The following is a 15,918-nucleotide window of genomic DNA, read 5'->3' as shown; positions in this document are numbered from 1 at the left end:
GTATTGTAGATTATTTTATATTTTTCAAATTTGTACAGAAATATTGGGAATATGCGTTTTTCAAAATATAGGAATATCATCTTTTATGTCGTAACTATCGTCGTCTTTTCTTGTCTGATGTATTGGTTTTTGATACAAGGACAAACTTTGGAAGCAGGCGAAAATATCATCATTCAATCTCATAATGGTTCTACCTGGGATAATTTTGTGGAATCTTTTCAGACCAATCTTCATCATCCTTTAGCGTTATTATTGGCGCAGATCGTCACCATCATTTTGGCGGCAAGATTATTTGGCTGGATTTGTATTAAAATAAAACAGCCCAGCGTAATTGGTGAAATGATTGCCGGGATTATTCTCGGACCTTCACTTTTAGGAATGTATTTCCAAGAATTTTCTGCATTTCTTTTCCCAAAAGAATCATTGGGAAATTTGCAGTTTTTAAGCCAAATCGGATTAATTCTTTTCATGTACATCGTCGGAATGGAGCTTGATTTGAGTGTTCTAAGAAAAAAAGCGCACGATGCGGTTGTCATCAGCCATGCAAGTATCATCATTCCTTTTGCATTGGGAATCGGTCTTTCTTATTTCATTTACCAAGAGTTTGCTCCGGAAGGAATTCAGTTTACCTCATTTGCCTTATTTATTGCCATCGCAATGAGTATTACAGCTTTTCCTGTTTTAGCAAGAATTGTTCAGGAGAGAAATCTTCAGAAAACGAAATTAGGAACGATCGTGATTACTTGTGCCGCAGCAGATGATATTACAGCTTGGTGTATTTTGGCGGCGGTGATTGCAATTGTAAAAGCAGGTTCTTTTGCCAGTTCGATCTACGTGATCTTGATGGCAATCGGTTACGTATTTTTAATGATCAAAATTGTAAGACCTTTCTTAAAAAGAATCGGAGATCTTCAGGCTGAGAAAAATACGATCAACAAACCGATGGTTGCTATTTTTTTTCTGACGCTTATTTTATCAGCTTATGCAACAGAAGTCATCGGAATTCATGCTTTGTTCGGGGCTTTTATGGCAGGAGCAATCATGCCCGAAAATGCGAAATTCAGATCTTTGTTTATTGATAAAATAGAAGATGTTGCTCTCGTACTTTTGTTACCACTTTTCTTCGTGTTTACAGGACTTCGTACACAAATCGGATTATTAAACGAAGGGCATTTGTGGTTGACAGCAGGTGCGATTATTTTAGTTGCGGTGGTCGGAAAATTCGCAGGAAGTGCATTAACCGCTAAGTTTCTCGGTATCAACTGGAAAGAAAGTTTAACGATCGGAGCTTTAATGAATACCAGAGGTTTAATGGAACTTATTGTCTTAAATATTGGGTATGATCTTGGTGTTTTGAGTCCTAAAATATTTGCGATGATGGTTATTATGGCATTATTTACTACATTTATGACTGGCCCGGCTTTAGATTTAATTAATTATATCTTTAAATCTAAGAATGATGAACAGAATAATGATGATAACAATGATTCTAAATATCGGGTTCTGCTGTCTTTTGACAACCCCGAATCCGGAAGTACTCTTTTGAAATTAGCCAATGATTTCACGTATAAAATGAACGGCAACAAGAGTATAACCGCAATGAACATTGCTCCGGTAGATGAAATGCATACGTATGAAATCAATGAATACGAGAATGAGCAGTTCAAAAGTATTATAGAAACTTCTAAGGATCTTCGCGTGGAAGTGACCACACTTTTCAAAGCGTCAACTGATATTGAAAGTGATCTCACAAGTATTTCAAACAAAGGAAATTACGATTTACTTTTGATCATGTTAGGAAAATCGATGTATGAAGGAAGTTTATTGGGAAGACTTTTAGGATTTACCACAAAAATCATTAATCCTGAAAAATTACTGAATACCGTAAAAGGTAAAAGTAATATTTTCAACAATTCTCCATTTGATGATTTTACACTTCAGATTTTAGACAAAACAAATATTCCGGTAGGAGTTTTAGTAGATAAAAGCTTCGCTTCGGCTGAAAAAGTGTTTGTTCCAATATTTAATTTAAGTGATTTTTATTTGCTTGAATTTGCTAAAAGACTGATCAATAACAACAATTCTCAGGTCATTATTTTGGATGTTGCCGGACAGATCAGAAGTAATATTGAAGTAAAAGAACTCATCAGAAGCATTGAACAGGTCGCACCCAATCACATTACTTTATATAACGATAAGAAGATTGAAAAAGAATTCTTACAGTCACAGGATCTGATGCTTATCAGCAAAAAAAGCTGGCGCGGACTGATCGAATCAAAAAGTCTTTGGCTTTCAGATATTCCGTCAACATTGATCATTAGTAATACTTAAATTGTAAATTATGAATTTTGTTTTACAAATCAATTTTTCTTGGAAAATGAATTTCATCACTGTATTTTAGAATTGACTATTCGTTGCGAAGCAAAATTCATCATTCACTTTTTAACTCAAATTAAAAAAAATTCCTATCTTCGCTTTGTGATTAACAAAAACAGAACATATTATTATAGAATTTTCAGCTCAGATTTGGGATAGAGATTCTTGTTATATAACTTAAAACCTCGTTCTCGGACGGGGTTTTTTATTTTTAAAATATAGGAAATGAAAATTAGCATTATCGGTGTAGGATTGATCGGAGGTTCAATTGCATTAAAATTAAAAGAAAAAAAAGCGGTCGATTTTATTTATGGAATCGACAATGATGAAGATAATTTAAAAGAAGCTTTGGCTTTAAACATCATCGACAAAAAAGCAGATTTTGAACATGGAATTAAATACTCAGATTTAATTATCATTGCGATTCCTGTGGACGCGGCAAGAAAAATTCTTCCCAAAGTTTTAGATTTAATATCAGAATCGCAAACCGTGATGGATGTTGGTTCTACCAAAGCAGGGATTGTAAATTCAGTGAAAAACAATCAGAAACGATCTAGATTTGTTGCGTTTCATCCGATGTGGGGAACGGAAAATAAAGGTCCGAAATCTGCTGTTGCCGAAAGTTTTTCAGGGAAAGCAGGTGTAATTTGTGATCGTGAAGATTCTGCTGAAGATGCTTTGAGTTTGGTTCAAAAAGTTGTAGAAAAATTAGATATGCATTTAATTTACATGAATGCTGACGCACATGACCTTCACACTGCGTACATTTCACATATTTCTCATATCACTTCTTATGCGCTTGCCAATACAGTTTTGGAGAAAGAAAAAGAAGAAGAAACGATTTTTCAGCTGGCGAGTTCGGGTTTTTCGAGTACAGTTCGTCTGGCAAAATCTCATCCCGAAATGTGGGTTCCCATTTTTAAACAAAATAAAGAAAATGTCTTGGATGTTTTAAATGAACATATTTCTCAATTAAAAAAATTCAAATCTGCTTTGGAAAAAGAAAACTTTGAATATTTAAGCGAACTCATAGAAAACGCCAATAAGATCAGAGGAATTTTAGATAAATAAAATTTCATTTAAAATAAATTAAACTTCTTTCGGGAAGTTTTTTTTAAACCTATTAAATAACATAATTTTTAACTTTATTAAATATATTTTTAACTTTATTAAAATATTTATTACTTTTACAGAAATAAATATTGATGAAGTTACCAATAATTTGTCCGAGCTGTGATCATACACTTCAGGTAAGCCAGATGAAATGCCCGGAATGTACCACTGAAGTCAACGGAAATTATGAGCTTCCTGTACTGTTAAAGTTAGCTAGAGATGAGCAGGATTTTATTCTTAATTTCTTTCTTTCCAGCGGAAGTATCAAAGAAATGGCAAAACAGGCCGATCTCTCCTACCCGACGATGAGAAATAAAATGGACGATCTGATTGAAAAGATTAATCAATTAAAAACCAAAATATGACTTTGAAAACTATATTCAATCCGCTTCTTAAATTTGATGATAAAACTTTGCTTATCACAGGCATTGTTTCCGTAATTGTTGTTTTTTTAACAGCCTATTATTTCGGACTTCAGACAGACAGCCTTTTCCATTTTGCATTAATTGATTCCGAGGATTCTTTAACCAAGATTATTTTATCAACATTGATGGTTTATGCGATCAACGTCGCTGTATTTTTCATTTTTGGAAAAATAATTAACAGAAAAACAAGATTGATCGATATTGTAAACCCAATTTTGATATCACAGATTACGAGTATTTTTCTTTTGATTACCGCTGAAATTCCTATTATTAGCGATTCTCAGGAACAGATTATGAATTCGGTAAAAAATCAATCTTTAGAAATTGAGCCTCTCGTACTTTTGATCATCACTATGTACTCTTTCTTTTCGTTAGCGGTATCAGCTTATGGAATTGCAATACTTTATAACGGTTTTAAAACCGCTACAAATATGAAAAACTGGCGTCACATTGTGATCTTTGCCCTTTTACTTTTAAGCTTGATGATTACCATGCAAATTCTATAATCTATTATGAAAAACAGATTTTTACTTCTATTCGGCTTCCTGATCTTTAATTCAGTTTTTTCGCAACAAATTATCGGTTCGTGGAAGGGTGAACTTGAAATTCAGGGAACTAAGCTGCCATTAATTATTAATATAAAACATGAAAACAATGTTTACAGTTCTACGTTAGACAGTCCGCTACAGGGTGCAGAAGGAATTCCCCTCGATCAGACATCTTTTATCAACAACGAGCTAAGGTTTGAAAATGCAGCAATGAATGCGAAATTTAAAGGAATACTGAAAGATTCTGCGATTATCGGAACCTTTGATCAAAACGGACTAACTTTACCTTTGATTCTCAAACCTTTTGACAAAGCAAAAAACAAGGACGAAACTCCTGAGCTCTTAAAACTCGCCGATATTGGGGAAAGATTGAAAAAGATTGATTATTTTCTTTCTTATTTAGAGAATAACAATGCAGAAGCAGGAGAAATCTCTCTATTTAAAAATGGCAAAGAGATTTATAACAGAAATTTCGGTCAAAAAAATCTTCCTGAATTTAAAAAAACAAACGAGACATTTCAGATTGGCTCTATTACCAAGACGATGACCGCCGTCATGATTTTCAATCTAATCGATCATAAGAAACTGAATCTTAGCGATAAACTTTCCCAATTTTTTCCACAAATCCCTGAAGCTGATAAAATTACAATTTCACAAATGCTCAATCACAGTTCGGGACTCGGTGACTATATACAGGGAAAAACCGAACCCAGATGGCTCGAAAAAAAGACTGCAGATCAAGCGATTATCAACAGAATTATTGAGCAGGGCTTACAGTTTGCACCTGGTAAATCGCAGCAATATTCAAATTCCGGATATTACCTTTTAACGAAAATTTTAGAAAAGGTTACCCAAAAATCTTATGAGGAAAATTTAGATCAATACATTATAAAACCTCTGCAAATCAAACAATTTTATACAGCTAGCAAAAAACCGCGCAACGTTTACAAACCTTTTTCTTACGACAAAAAATGGATTCCAGTTACAGATTTTGACTTCAGCAATATTGTTGGCGTTGGCGATATAGCCACGACGCCATATAATTTAAATCTGATCATTAACGCAATTTTTGACCGTAAAATAGTTTCTGAAACGTCGTTAGAATCAATGATGCCCGATGACAAAAGATTTGGAAAAGGTCTCGCGATTGTACCTTTTCACAATAAAATTTTTGTAGGCCACAGCGGCGGAACGTACGGTACAAATTCTCTAATGATTTATAATGGCGAAGACGATATCTCTGTTTCCTATTCTCTAAACGCTGATCGAATCGGCATTGCAGGAAATGAATTCGTCATTGCAATTCTTAGTTTTTTATATGGAAAAGATTATGAATTGCAAAAATGAATTAGTCACAATTAAAAAATTGATATGCTCATTTATCAACTTAAAAAGATATCGACGATTCATTGAAACGTCGACATCTTTTTTTTATCGTAAGATATTTTTACTTTATTTTAACACTCGGGAACGTTTACTGCGATCGCCAAACCGCCTTCCGAAGTTTCCTTAAAACGATCATTCATCGACAGAGCTGTCTCCCACATCGTCTGAATTACCTGATCCAGGCTTACTTTTGCTTTTGCAGGATCACTTTCTAATGCAATATTCGCTGCAGTAATGGCTTTCATCGCGCCCATTGTATTTCTCTCAATACAAGGAATCTGCACAAGACCACGAATCGGATCGCATGTTAAACCTAAATGATGTTCCATAGCAATTTCTGCGGCCATCAAAACCTGACCTACACTGCCTCCAAGAATTTCGGTTAAACCTGCTGCTGCCATTGCCGATGAAACTCCGACTTCTGCCTGACAGCCGCCCATTGCAGCCGAAATAGTTGCATTTTTTTTGAATAAAGTCCCGATTTCTCCGGCGACCAATAAAAATCTCGCAATATCGTCGTCGCTTGTATGCGGTGTAAAAGCCTGTGCATACATCAAAACTGCAGGAATTACTCCGCTTGCTCCGTTTGTTGGTGCAGTGATGATTCTACCAAAACTGGCATTTTCTTCATTGACAGCGAGCGCAAAACAGGAAATCCATTTGTTGATATTGGTAAAGTTTTCTTCGGCGTCAACAACCTGCTGAAACCATTGTTCTTTACTTTTATAAATTTTTTCTCCGAGAAGCTTTCTGTTGATTCCGGCAGCTCGTCTAGTAACATTGAGTCCGCCCGGTAAAATACCTTCTTTATTTACACCTTTGTAAATGCATTCTTTGATATTTTCCCAAATGTATAAGGCTTCTTTTCTAGTCTCTTCCTGAGTTCTCCAGCTTTCTTCGTTGATTAAAATAAGATCCGACATTTTATCAAATCCTAATTTTTCGCAATATTTTAAAATATCTGAACCGTGATGACAAGGATATAATGTTCGTACACACTGTTTTTCAATCGAATTTTTTTCCTGACTGGCAATGAAACCGCCGCCTACAGAATAAAAATCCTGAACGAGTTCTGTTCCGTCTTCAAAAAAGGCTTTAAAGATCATTCCGTTGGGATGAAAATCAAGAGACTGAGACATATTGAGCACCAAATGATGTCCGTATACGAAAGGTATTTCTTTTTCTCCGCCTAAATTTAGAATTTCTGAAGTTTTAATATGATGCACGATTTCGTCGATCTTTGAAGTGTTGATGGTTTTAAAATCTTCCCCATTCAGACCCAACATTCCGGCGATATCTGTTCCGTGGCCAATCCCTGTTTTTGCAAGTGAACCGAAGAATTCCAGAAAAACTTCTTTTACTTCAGCAATTGATCTTTCTCTTTTTATAATTCTGATGAATGCCGACGCAGCATTCCAGGGTCCCATTGTGTGCGAACTGGAAGGGCCAATTCCTACTTTTATAATTTCAAAAACCGATATAGATTCCATACGTGATTTTCATTTTCATGAAAAGCAAATATACACGATAAATTCTAAAGAAATGAATTGTTACAAATGGTTTAAAACTAAATCTAATACCTACAAATCTTACTTTTTATAACCATCTCCTTAACTATGCACAAATTTCGCAGCCCGACTTGAACGGAGCTCTTTTTGCCGGAGCAAAGCGGAGGCAAAAAAGCGGGAGTGGAAGGCGGATAAAGCTGCCACAATAAAAATTACTCTAATTAAAACTAAACTACCATTTCAGACTTTCCTCGTGTTGAGACATATCCAGTCCAATGTTTTCAGATTCTTCGGAAACTCTGAGCGTGATAATTCGGTTGGTAATTTTGTATAAAAGCAAAGAACCAAAAAATGTAAACACTGAAACCAAAAGCAAAGCCATCATGTGATGTGCAAAAACTCCAATTCCGCCGTGAAGAAGACTTGCATTTTCTCCGTGCGCAAAAATCGCAGTTAAAATCATTCCCATAATTCCTCCTACACCATGACAGGCGAAAACGTCTAAAGTGTCGTCTATTTTCTTCAAAGATTTCCAATTGAGCATTAGATTTGAGACAATCGCAGCAATAAATCCTATAAATAAACTTTCCTGAATCGACACAAAACCGCACGCAGGAGTGATGGCTACCAATCCTACGACAGCACCGATACAGGCTCCCAAAGCAGAAACTTTCCTGCCGTTGATTCGGTCGAAAAAGATCCACGTCATCATTGCAGAAGCTGAAGCGATGGTTGTAGTCCCAAAAGCGATTGCCGCCGTTGCATTTGCACTTAAAGCCGATCCTGCGTTGAAACCGAACCAGCCAAACCAAAGCATCCCCGTTCCTAAAATAACGTATGGAATATTTGACGGTTCGTGATGCGGATTTTTTCTGTTTCCTAAAACAAATGCTCCAGCTAGAGCTGCAAAACCTGCACTCATGTGAACTACTGTTCCGCCCGCAAAATCTTTAACCCCGAAAAATTTATTTAAAAGGCCTTCCGGATGCCAAACCATGTGACAGAGAGGCGTATAGATGAACAGACTGAAAAGCACCATAAATAATAGATAAGATATAAAACGGACTCTCTCAGCAAATGAACCCGTGATCAAAGCGGGAGTAATCACCGCAAATTTCATCTGAAATAAAGCAAATAAGATGAATGGAATGGTAGAGGCCATCGTTTTGTGAGGATAAACGCTCACATGATTAAAAAAAGGATAGGTAAAAGGATTCCCGATAATTCCGTAATGCTCACCATCGATTTCAAAACCTAGAGAATCTCCAAAAGACAGTGAGAAGCCAACAACAATCCACAAAATAGAAATCACACCTAAAGCGATAAAGCTTTGCAGCATGGTAGAAATCATGTTTTTTTTGCCAACCATACCGCCATAGAAAAATGAAAGTCCGGGAGTCATCAAAAGTACAAGTCCGGCTGCAGCTAAAATCCACGCGACATCAGATCCAACAATATTTTCCTGACCTAAAAAATCTCCGGTATTTGGAAAGTCAACACTTGGCTGCCAGAAAAGTCCGCCAATTGCTACTAAAGTTATGATAATAAACGAAACCTTCCATTTTAAGCCAACTTTCATATGTGTATTTTTATTAAATTTAATCTTAACCCCTAAAAAATTAGATGTAAATTTAAATAAATTAACACTAAAAACAAATTTACCCCTAATAATTTAGACTAAAATTAAATTTAAATAAAAATTTCAGCTAACAACGAGGAAACTTCTTTGTACTTGGTTGCCGGGAAAAGATGAGTTCCGCCTTTGATAATATAATTTGGTTTTGAGTTTTTAATCGGAAAAACAATATCACAGTCGCCCAAAATCTGAATGACATTAGGATTTTCTTGAAATTTCCATTCTGAGATTCTTTCAACAGACCATTTCAAATAATACGGATCTCTTACCTGAAAATATTCAATAACTTTTGGATTTTTCGGATCAAAAAACTTTCTCAGTCTTGTATAGAAAACAGAAGTTTGATCATTAAAAAGACGAAGCGGCAAATATTTTGGGATTTTAGTGACTTCACCCATTTTAATCAATCGGGATTTTTCTTTATCAGATTTTATACTTCCCATGATCACCACTTTTTCAGCAGGTTTTAGAGCGTTCAGTTCCTGCACCATAATTCCGCCGAAAGAATATCCTAAAAGATAAAAAGGCTCACTGGTATCGATTTTCTCAGACATTCTAGCGACGTAATCTGCAAAGCTTTCATCTAACTCGGGAATCAGCCAATTCAGAAAAACGATCTCGTGTTGCTCAGGAAATTTTAGTTTTTCCAACACTTTAAAATCTGCTCCCAAACCACTTACTACATATATTTTCATCTGTACTTTTTAAATTTTAATTTAAATCAAACTGTTTTCTTTAAACGCAAAGTTCATTAAGTTTTTCTTTAAATTTTTTCTGCATATTTTTCGTTCGCAATGTCGTTCCACTTAGCAAAGTCAACAAAGTTTTTTAAGGAGCTAATTGCTGATATTTTTTATTACCAATCGATTCGTTGTACTAAAATAAAAAAATGCACAGCTTGATAAAAGCTATGCATTATGATTTATGAAAATTTTAACCTTATCTCGGTCTTTCGTTGTCAATTTTCTGAGTAGAAAGTTTAAACTGAATATCCATCTCATCTTTGATGAAATAATCTTTCAATGAACTTTGGTAGAATACTTTGAAGTCTTTTCTGTTTAGAGAAAATCTTGAAGACTCTATTTCTACCGTAAACTGCGTAACATGAGCGTTTGCCGGGAACGAAATTGTTTTTCTAATACCTTTAATAGTGATATCGCCCACAATCGTAGAATTGTATTCGCTGTTTGCCAAAGGAATTATTTTTTTCAGGTGAAATTTAGCTGTAGGAAATTTTTTAACCTCAAAAAAAGTGTATCCTTTCAGATCATTGGTTAATTTTTCCTGATCGGCACCCGATAAATCTGCAACAGTAAGGCTTCTCATGTCAATTATGAATTCACCGTCTACTAAAACCGTTTTATCGAAAGTAAATTTTCCGCTTTTCAGCTTCAAGCTTCCGTAATGAGAAGTCGGAACGGTTTTTACCACTTTATGACCCCACCATTTGATCTCGGATGTAACGACTTTTGAAATTTTATCTCCTTTCTTTTGAGCAAATGCAAATGAAATGCTCGCACACATCATCACAAACAATAATAATCTTTTCATTCTTTTTTATTTACAATTCAACAAAAATAAAAAAAAGTGTAGAACTTCTACACTTTTAATAATATTTTTTTGATTAAATTATTTTGCTGTCACTTTTACAAGCATATCGATATCATCTTTCACAAAAACGTCTTTCATAGAAGATTTGTAAGCGACATCAAATTTTTGTCTGTCAAAAGAGAATTTATTAGACTCTAAACTTACCACTCCGTTTGAGTAATTTACTTTTGCAGGGAACGAAACAGGGCTCGTTTTTCCTTTTACGGTAAGATTTCCTGTTACCAGTTTGTTGTAAACTTTATCACTGTTTTTCTTAACAGAAGTAATTTTAAAACTTGCATTCGGGAATTTTTCAACTTCAAAGAAATCTCCGTTTTTAAGGTGACCATTCAGTTTACCTTGATATTCGCCTGAAAGATCTGTAGCATTAATAGAAGTCATGTCCAAAACAAAATCTCCGCCTACAAGCTCGTTCCCTTTCATGATCATATTTCCGGATTTTACTTTTACCGTTCCGTCGTGAGAGCTTGATTCAGTTTTAGCAACTTTATAACCCCACCAGTGAACATCAGATGTTACTACTTTTTTTGACTGACCGAAAGCAAGACCACTCGATAAAACCGCTACCAAGAATATTTTTTTCATGAATAAAATTATTTAATTATTTATTGCTGCAAATGTAATTATCTTATCGAATATTTCATCTTGATCTACATCAATATCTCAAATAATTTCTATGACTAAAATAATCCATAAAAAAACTCCGAATTTCTTCGGAGCAATATTTTAGTCTTTATAATAAGCGGTGTAAAGTGCAGCACCATTAATACTGGTACTGTCGGTATTGATGAGATAGATCGGAATATTCTTCAGCATATCTTCCATCTTATCGCTGATCTTAAATTTCTCGTAAAATTTATCTTTATCGATATATTGTCTGATGATTTGTGGAATATCTCCTGCAATCAATAAACCACCTGTTGCTTTTAACTTTAATGTAAGGTTGTTCGCCTCTCTCGCCAAAAACTCCAGGAATGTATCTAATGCGATTTTGCAGATCATTACATCTTCTTCCATAGCAGCCTTAAAAATTTCTTCCGTGAAATTTCCGTCACCGTTATTCAGTTTTTCAGAAAGCCATTCCGGTTCAGGATGTCTTTTCACGTCTCTCAGAAATCTGTAGATATTAAACAATCCTGTTTTAGAAAGTACATTTTCCCAACTTACAATTCCGTAGATATTATTTAGAAACTGGTAAAATTCAACCTCAACATTTGTTCTTGGTGAAAATTCTGAGTGACCGCCTTCTGTAGCAAAAGGTCTCAGATATTTTCCGTCGAAGAAATATCCTGCTTCACCGAGTCCGTTTCCTGGAGCTAAAATGGCAACATTTCCTTTTTCCAGATGACCGCTGCTATAGATAGCATCCAGATCACTGTCCTCCAGAAGTGCGATACCATAAGCCGCTGCTTCCTGATCATTCAGCATGCAAACATCTTCTACACCGAAAGTATTTTTAAACTCTTCAATATCAAGACTCCAGCCTAATCTTGCGGGATTACTTTTCCCATTCAACACTGGTCCGGGCACAGAAATACCTAAACGTTTCACGTTTTCTAACTGCTCTTCCTGCACAAACTGCTTGAGAATATCAGAAAAAGAAGAATATTCTTTTGTAGGGTAATTTTTTTGAATTTTAGTTTCAATCCCACCATTTCCGGAGATATAATAAGCGACCGTGGTAATATCTTCACGAAGGTTTGCACCAATGATTGAAACATTATCGTTATTGCTGTTTTTCACTCCCGGTAAAAAAAGTGGAAATTTAGGATTTAAGTTCATAATCGCAAATTTTATCAAATATAATAATTGTTTTGGTAATTCCCGCTAGGTAACAGAAAACCTTTTCAAAAACTAGAAAAGGTTTGGTTTATAATTAATTATAAAACTTTATATTATTTCCCTAAAGGAATATTGTAAGAAAATCCTGCACCGATGCTGCCCACATTATAGTCTTGGCCAGCTACATCGCCGTTACTTCCTGAGAATACTTTCTGATATTGAAGGAAGAAATTCCAGTCTCTGTTGTGATATCCTATTTCAGGTTTTAGATAAAAACCACCATCTGGTCGGTCTGTTCCGGAGTTGGTTGCAACTTTTTCATCACCAACTAAAAATCCGTATCCAAGATCGGCACCAAAATAGAAACCTGTCTGCTTAGGATAAATTCTGAATAATGCAGCCACAGGAACTACACCTACATCGTTATTATCGTACCCGTTATTATCTTTACCAAAATAGTGTGTATAACCTGTTGCAATACCTAAACCGAATCCCGGAGTGATCAAATTCTGGTATGCCACATCTACACCTACTGCGGCAGAAACGTTATCTGAAGGAACAGCAATACCAGCCGTTGCACCTACTTTGATCATATTGTTCATCTGAGCACTCTGCGCACTTACTAAACCTGCTGTAAGAATTCCAGCTGCTACTATGGTTTGTTTAAACATTTTCATAACTCTGATTTTTTAAAATTTTACTGAAAAGTGAGATGTAAAAATCATGCCAAAATAATTCACTAAAGACGATTATTAAACACCGGAAAAACATAATTCACTAAAAATCAAAATATTATGTTTTTTAATAATTAAATACTTGTTTAACTTTATATGGTTACAACAATAAATTATCTTTAATATTTGTTTATATAGTTTAACCTATTCTCTATTTGAACATCAAAAATAAAATCAGGATTATGGTGACCAACTTTCTTCACAACAAACATCTACTATGGCGTGCCGGTTTCGGACCTGGAATTCAGCAGATTGATCATTTGAAAAATGAACCCATCATGGCAATTTTAAAGCAAGTTTTCAAAGAAGAAACCTTCTCACCAGTTATCTACCAAACGCCTGATATTGAGCAAGTAGAATACAATGATCCTAAAGCCAACGCTGTAAAAAGAAGAGAAATCCAAAAAGTGAATCAGAAGCAGAATAACGAGCTTAATCTAAATTTCCTCAAAAAAATGACCACCAGCAGCGAACAGCTTCGCGAGAAAATGGCTTTTTTCTGGCACGGACATTTTGCAACAAGAATCAACAATCCGAAATTCAATCAACAGCTTCTGAATGTTATCAGAGAAAAATCTTTAAGTACATTCAAAGATTTACTTTTTGAAGTGAGTCGTTCACCTTCGATGTTACAGTTTCTGAACAATCAGCAGAATAAAAAAGATCATCCCAACGAAAATTTTGCCCGCGAAGTGATGGAACTTTTTACAATGGGAAGAGGAAATTACACCGAAAAAGACATCCGCGAGGCTGCAAGAGCTTTTACGGGTTGGGGTTATGATAAAGAAGGCAATTTTATTCAAAGAAAAAAACAACACGATGAAGGCTCAAAAACCTTCCTCGGAAAAACCGGAAATTTCACAGGTGATGATGTTTTAAATATTATTTTGGAACAGAAAACTACAGCTGATTTTATCACGACAAAGATCTACACTTTCTTTGTAAACGAAAAACCTGATTCAGCAATCATTAAAACTCTCAGTAAAAATTTTTACGAATCGGGATATGACATCAAAAAACTAATGACCGAAATATTTTCAAGCACATGGTTTTACAACAAAAAAAATATCGGAAACCGAATAAAATCACCCACCGAACTTCTCGCCGGAATGATGAGAATGCTTCCTATGGAAATTCAAAATCCTGAAAACATTACCGTTTACCAGAAACTTCTCGGCCAAATGTTGCTCTATCCACCAAATGTTGCGGGCTGGCCCAACGGAAAATCATGGATCGACAGTTCGACTTTAATGCTTCGTCTTCAGATCCCGCAAATATGGTCGGGCTTAAGACCAATGGAATATTCTGCAAAGGAAGATGATGATATGGATATGGGAATGAAATCCCGTGAAGCTTTAAATAAAAGTTTTAAAAGCCCGAATATCACGATTGACTGGGCGAAAGTTGAAAAAGTTTTAGCCTCGAAAAAAGCAGAAGACTATCTGATCGTCAATTCAGATTCTTTGGATATGAATACTGTTCAACAATTTTCAGATCAAAGCATCAAAATGAATATCATCAACCTCATGTCAACGCCAGAATATCAGTTGATGTGATGAGTTGGGAATTGGAGAAAATTAGTTTTAAATACATCAAAGCAAAGAAATTATGATCATCAAAAGAAGAGATTTTTTAAAGATTAGCTCGTTGGCAACAGCTTCACTGTTTATTCCCAATTTCCTACAGTCGATGACGTTGGATAATGCATTAAACCCGAATCAGAAAATACTGATTGTCCTTCAGTTTACAGGTGGAAATGATGGTTTGAACACGATCATTCCCACAAAAAATGATATATACTTTAAAGAAAGAAGCAACATTGCCATCAACGATTCTTTAGCTTTAAATGATGAAACCGGAATTAATCCGGCTCTATCTTATTTTAAAGAATTATTCGATGATGGTGAACTTTCATTGATGAATAATGTTGGCTATCCAAACCCCGACAAATCGCATTTCCGAAGCATGGATATTTGGCATTCTGCAAGTGAAAGCGACGAATTTTTAGAAACGGGATGGCTCGGAAGATTCCTGGATGAAGAGTGCTATAAATGCGAGCATCCAACTCAGGCTCTGGAAGTTGACGATATGTTGAGTTTAGCTTTAAAAGGTGAAAATAACAAAGCTTTTGCCTTTAAAGATCCTAAAAAACTGTATCAGACAAGTCAGGAAAAATATTTCAAATCACTTTATGAAAGCGATCATCATCATGATGATGAGACGGTTTCTTATTTATACAAAACTTTAGGCTCAACTATAAACAATGCCGATTATATTTTCGAGAAAAGTAAAGCTAAAAAAACCACTCAGGAATACCCGAATTCCAAACTTGGAAAAGACTTTAAAACTGTTGCATCACTGATAAAATCTGACATCAACACGCAGGTTTATTATCTTTCAATCGGAAGCTTCGACACGCACGTCAATCAAAATGAAAGACAGCAAAAACTTTTTGGAGAAATCAACGAGGCAGTAAAATCTTTCGTTGCAGATATGAAAGCCAACGGATTGTTTAACGATATTTTACTCATGACTTTTTCAGAATTCGGTCGTCGTGTTGCCCAAAATGCAAGCAAAGGAACTGATCACGGAACCGCCAATCAAATGTTTTTCATCAGCGGTGGTTTAAAAAAGAAAGGAATTCTCAACGCGCTCCCCGATTTACAGAATCTGAATGAAGGAGACTTAATCTATACAGAAGATTTCAGAAAAGTATATGCAACCATTCTCAAAAACTGGCTCAATGCCGATTCATCAAAAGTTTTGGGCTGGAAAAACGGCGTTTATGATTTTATATAA

General features: G+C 35.2%; 14 protein-coding genes. 7 read left to right on the top strand and 7 right to left on the bottom strand.

All coding sequences use genetic code 11. The features are described 5' to 3' along the window. Positions 1–51 precede the first annotated feature (51 nt). The 5 genes from PGH12_RS18110 (at position 52) to PGH12_RS18090 (ending at position 5,809) form a co-directional block, all read left to right on the top strand. Entirely contained in the window at positions 52–2,331 is a 2,280-nt protein-coding gene (locus tag PGH12_RS18110) for a cation:proton antiporter (protein ID WP_267598298.1), read from the top strand. A gap of 270 nt (positions 2,332–2,601) precedes the next feature. After that, positions 2,602–3,447 carry a prephenate dehydrogenase gene (locus PGH12_RS18105; protein WP_267598211.1) on the top strand — a complete coding sequence of 282 codons (846 nt, stop codon included), beginning with the start codon at positions 2,602–2,604 and terminating at the stop codon, positions 3,445–3,447. Between the two features lie 134 nt (positions 3,448–3,581). Continuing rightward, complete coding sequence (locus PGH12_RS18100; protein WP_267598212.1) at positions 3,582–3,854, top strand: DUF2089 family protein; 273 nt, start codon at positions 3,582–3,584, stop codon at positions 3,852–3,854. A 2-nt stretch (positions 3,855–3,856) separates the two neighbouring features. Next, entirely contained in the window at positions 3,857–4,420 is a 564-nt protein-coding gene (locus PGH12_RS18095) for a YIP1 family protein (protein ID WP_267598213.1), read from the top strand. A gap of 6 nt (positions 4,421–4,426) precedes the next feature. Then, positions 4,427–5,809 (top strand): serine hydrolase domain-containing protein, encoded by a 1,383-nt coding sequence (locus PGH12_RS18090; RefSeq protein WP_267598214.1) that lies wholly within the window; start codon positions 4,427–4,429, stop codon positions 5,807–5,809. A 110-nt stretch (positions 5,810–5,919) separates the two neighbouring features. Here the strand turns inward: PGH12_RS18090 and PGH12_RS18085 are convergent, their stop codons facing one another. The 7 genes from PGH12_RS18085 to PGH12_RS18055 all read right to left on the bottom strand — a co-directional run bounded on the left by PGH12_RS18085 (position 5,920) and on the right by PGH12_RS18055 (position 13,062). Then, positions 5,920–7,338: an L-serine ammonia-lyase gene (locus tag PGH12_RS18085; protein ID WP_267598215.1), complete on the bottom strand. Its 1,419-nt coding sequence runs from the start codon at positions 7,336–7,338 to the stop codon at positions 5,920–5,922. A gap of 250 nt (positions 7,339–7,588) precedes the next feature. Further along, positions 7,589–8,935, bottom strand: coding sequence for an ammonium transporter (locus PGH12_RS18080; protein WP_267598216.1), 1,347 nt, complete (start codon positions 8,933–8,935; stop codon positions 7,589–7,591). Positions 8,936–9,045: 110 nt separating this feature from the next. Next, a complete protein-coding gene (locus PGH12_RS18075; RefSeq protein ID WP_267598217.1) occupies positions 9,046–9,687 on the bottom strand; it encodes an alpha/beta hydrolase family protein in 642 nt (213 codons plus the stop codon). Positions 9,688–9,931: 244 nt separating this feature from the next. Beyond that, entirely contained in the window at positions 9,932–10,543 is a 612-nt protein-coding gene (locus PGH12_RS18070; RefSeq protein WP_267598218.1) for a YceI family protein, read from the bottom strand. Positions 10,544–10,621: 78 nt separating this feature from the next. Continuing rightward, positions 10,622–11,188 (bottom strand): YceI family protein, encoded by a 567-nt coding sequence (locus tag PGH12_RS18065; protein ID WP_267598219.1) that lies wholly within the window; start codon positions 11,186–11,188, stop codon positions 10,622–10,624. 141 nt (positions 11,189–11,329) lie between these two features. Continuing rightward, positions 11,330–12,385, bottom strand: a complete 1,056-nt coding sequence (locus tag PGH12_RS18060) for a glucokinase (protein WP_267598220.1) — start codon at positions 12,383–12,385, stop codon at positions 11,330–11,332. A gap of 113 nt (positions 12,386–12,498) precedes the next feature. Then, positions 12,499–13,062 carry a hypothetical protein gene (locus PGH12_RS18055; RefSeq protein ID WP_267598221.1) on the bottom strand — a complete coding sequence of 188 codons (564 nt, stop codon included), beginning with the start codon at positions 13,060–13,062 and terminating at the stop codon, positions 12,499–12,501. Positions 13,063–13,301: 239 nt separating this feature from the next. Here PGH12_RS18055 and PGH12_RS18050 point away from each other — a divergent pair, with 239 nt between their 5' ends. Together PGH12_RS18050 and PGH12_RS18045 are read left to right on the top strand one after the other, a co-directional pair. After that, positions 13,302–14,675 carry a DUF1800 domain-containing protein gene (locus PGH12_RS18050; protein WP_267598222.1) on the top strand — a complete coding sequence of 458 codons (1,374 nt, stop codon included), beginning with the start codon at positions 13,302–13,304 and terminating at the stop codon, positions 14,673–14,675. Positions 14,676–14,727: 52 nt separating this feature from the next. Then, positions 14,728–15,918 carry a DUF1501 domain-containing protein gene (locus PGH12_RS18045; RefSeq protein ID WP_267598223.1) on the top strand — a complete coding sequence of 397 codons (1,191 nt, stop codon included), beginning with the start codon at positions 14,728–14,730 and terminating at the stop codon, positions 15,916–15,918.

Source organism: Chryseobacterium sp. CY350 (assembly GCF_027945075.1).
Classification (GTDB): domain Bacteria; phylum Bacteroidota; class Bacteroidia; order Flavobacteriales; family Weeksellaceae; genus Chryseobacterium.
This window is presented reverse-complemented; position numbering and strand designations above follow the sequence as displayed.

Bases quoted from the DNA above. Each gene is read 5' to 3' on its own strand.
- PGH12_RS18100 (WP_267598212.1), top strand. From the start codon at position 3,582: ATGAAGTTACCAATAATTTGTCCGAGCTGTGATCATACACTTCAGGTA.
- PGH12_RS18080 (WP_267598216.1), bottom strand. From the start codon at position 8,935: ATGAAAGTTGGCTTAAAATGGAAGGTTTCGTTTATTATCATAACTTTA.
- PGH12_RS18050 (WP_267598222.1), top strand. From the start codon at position 13,302: ATGGTGACCAACTTTCTTCACAACAAACATCTACTATGGCGTGCCGGT.
- PGH12_RS18045 (WP_267598223.1), top strand. From the start codon at position 14,728: ATGATCATCAAAAGAAGAGATTTTTTAAAGATTAGCTCGTTGGCAACA.
- PGH12_RS18055 (WP_267598221.1), bottom strand. From the start codon at position 13,062: ATGAAAATGTTTAAACAAACCATAGTAGCAGCTGGAATTCTTACAGCA.
- PGH12_RS18075 (WP_267598217.1), bottom strand. From the start codon at position 9,687: ATGAAAATATATGTAGTAAGTGGTTTGGGAGCAGATTTTAAAGTGTTG.
- PGH12_RS18090 (WP_267598214.1), top strand. From the start codon at position 4,427: ATGAAAAACAGATTTTTACTTCTATTCGGCTTCCTGATCTTTAATTCA.
- PGH12_RS18065 (WP_267598219.1), bottom strand. From the start codon at position 11,188: ATGAAAAAAATATTCTTGGTAGCGGTTTTATCGAGTGGTCTTGCTTTC.
- PGH12_RS18085 (WP_267598215.1), bottom strand. From the start codon at position 7,338: ATGGAATCTATATCGGTTTTTGAAATTATAAAAGTAGGAATTGGCCCT.
- PGH12_RS18060 (WP_267598220.1), bottom strand. From the start codon at position 12,385: ATGAACTTAAATCCTAAATTTCCACTTTTTTTACCGGGAGTGAAAAAC.
- PGH12_RS18070 (WP_267598218.1), bottom strand. From the start codon at position 10,543: ATGAAAAGATTATTATTGTTTGTGATGATGTGTGCGAGCATTTCATTT.
- PGH12_RS18110 (WP_267598298.1), top strand. From the start codon at position 52: ATGCGTTTTTCAAAATATAGGAATATCATCTTTTATGTCGTAACTATC.
- PGH12_RS18105 (WP_267598211.1), top strand. From the start codon at position 2,602: ATGAAAATTAGCATTATCGGTGTAGGATTGATCGGAGGTTCAATTGCA.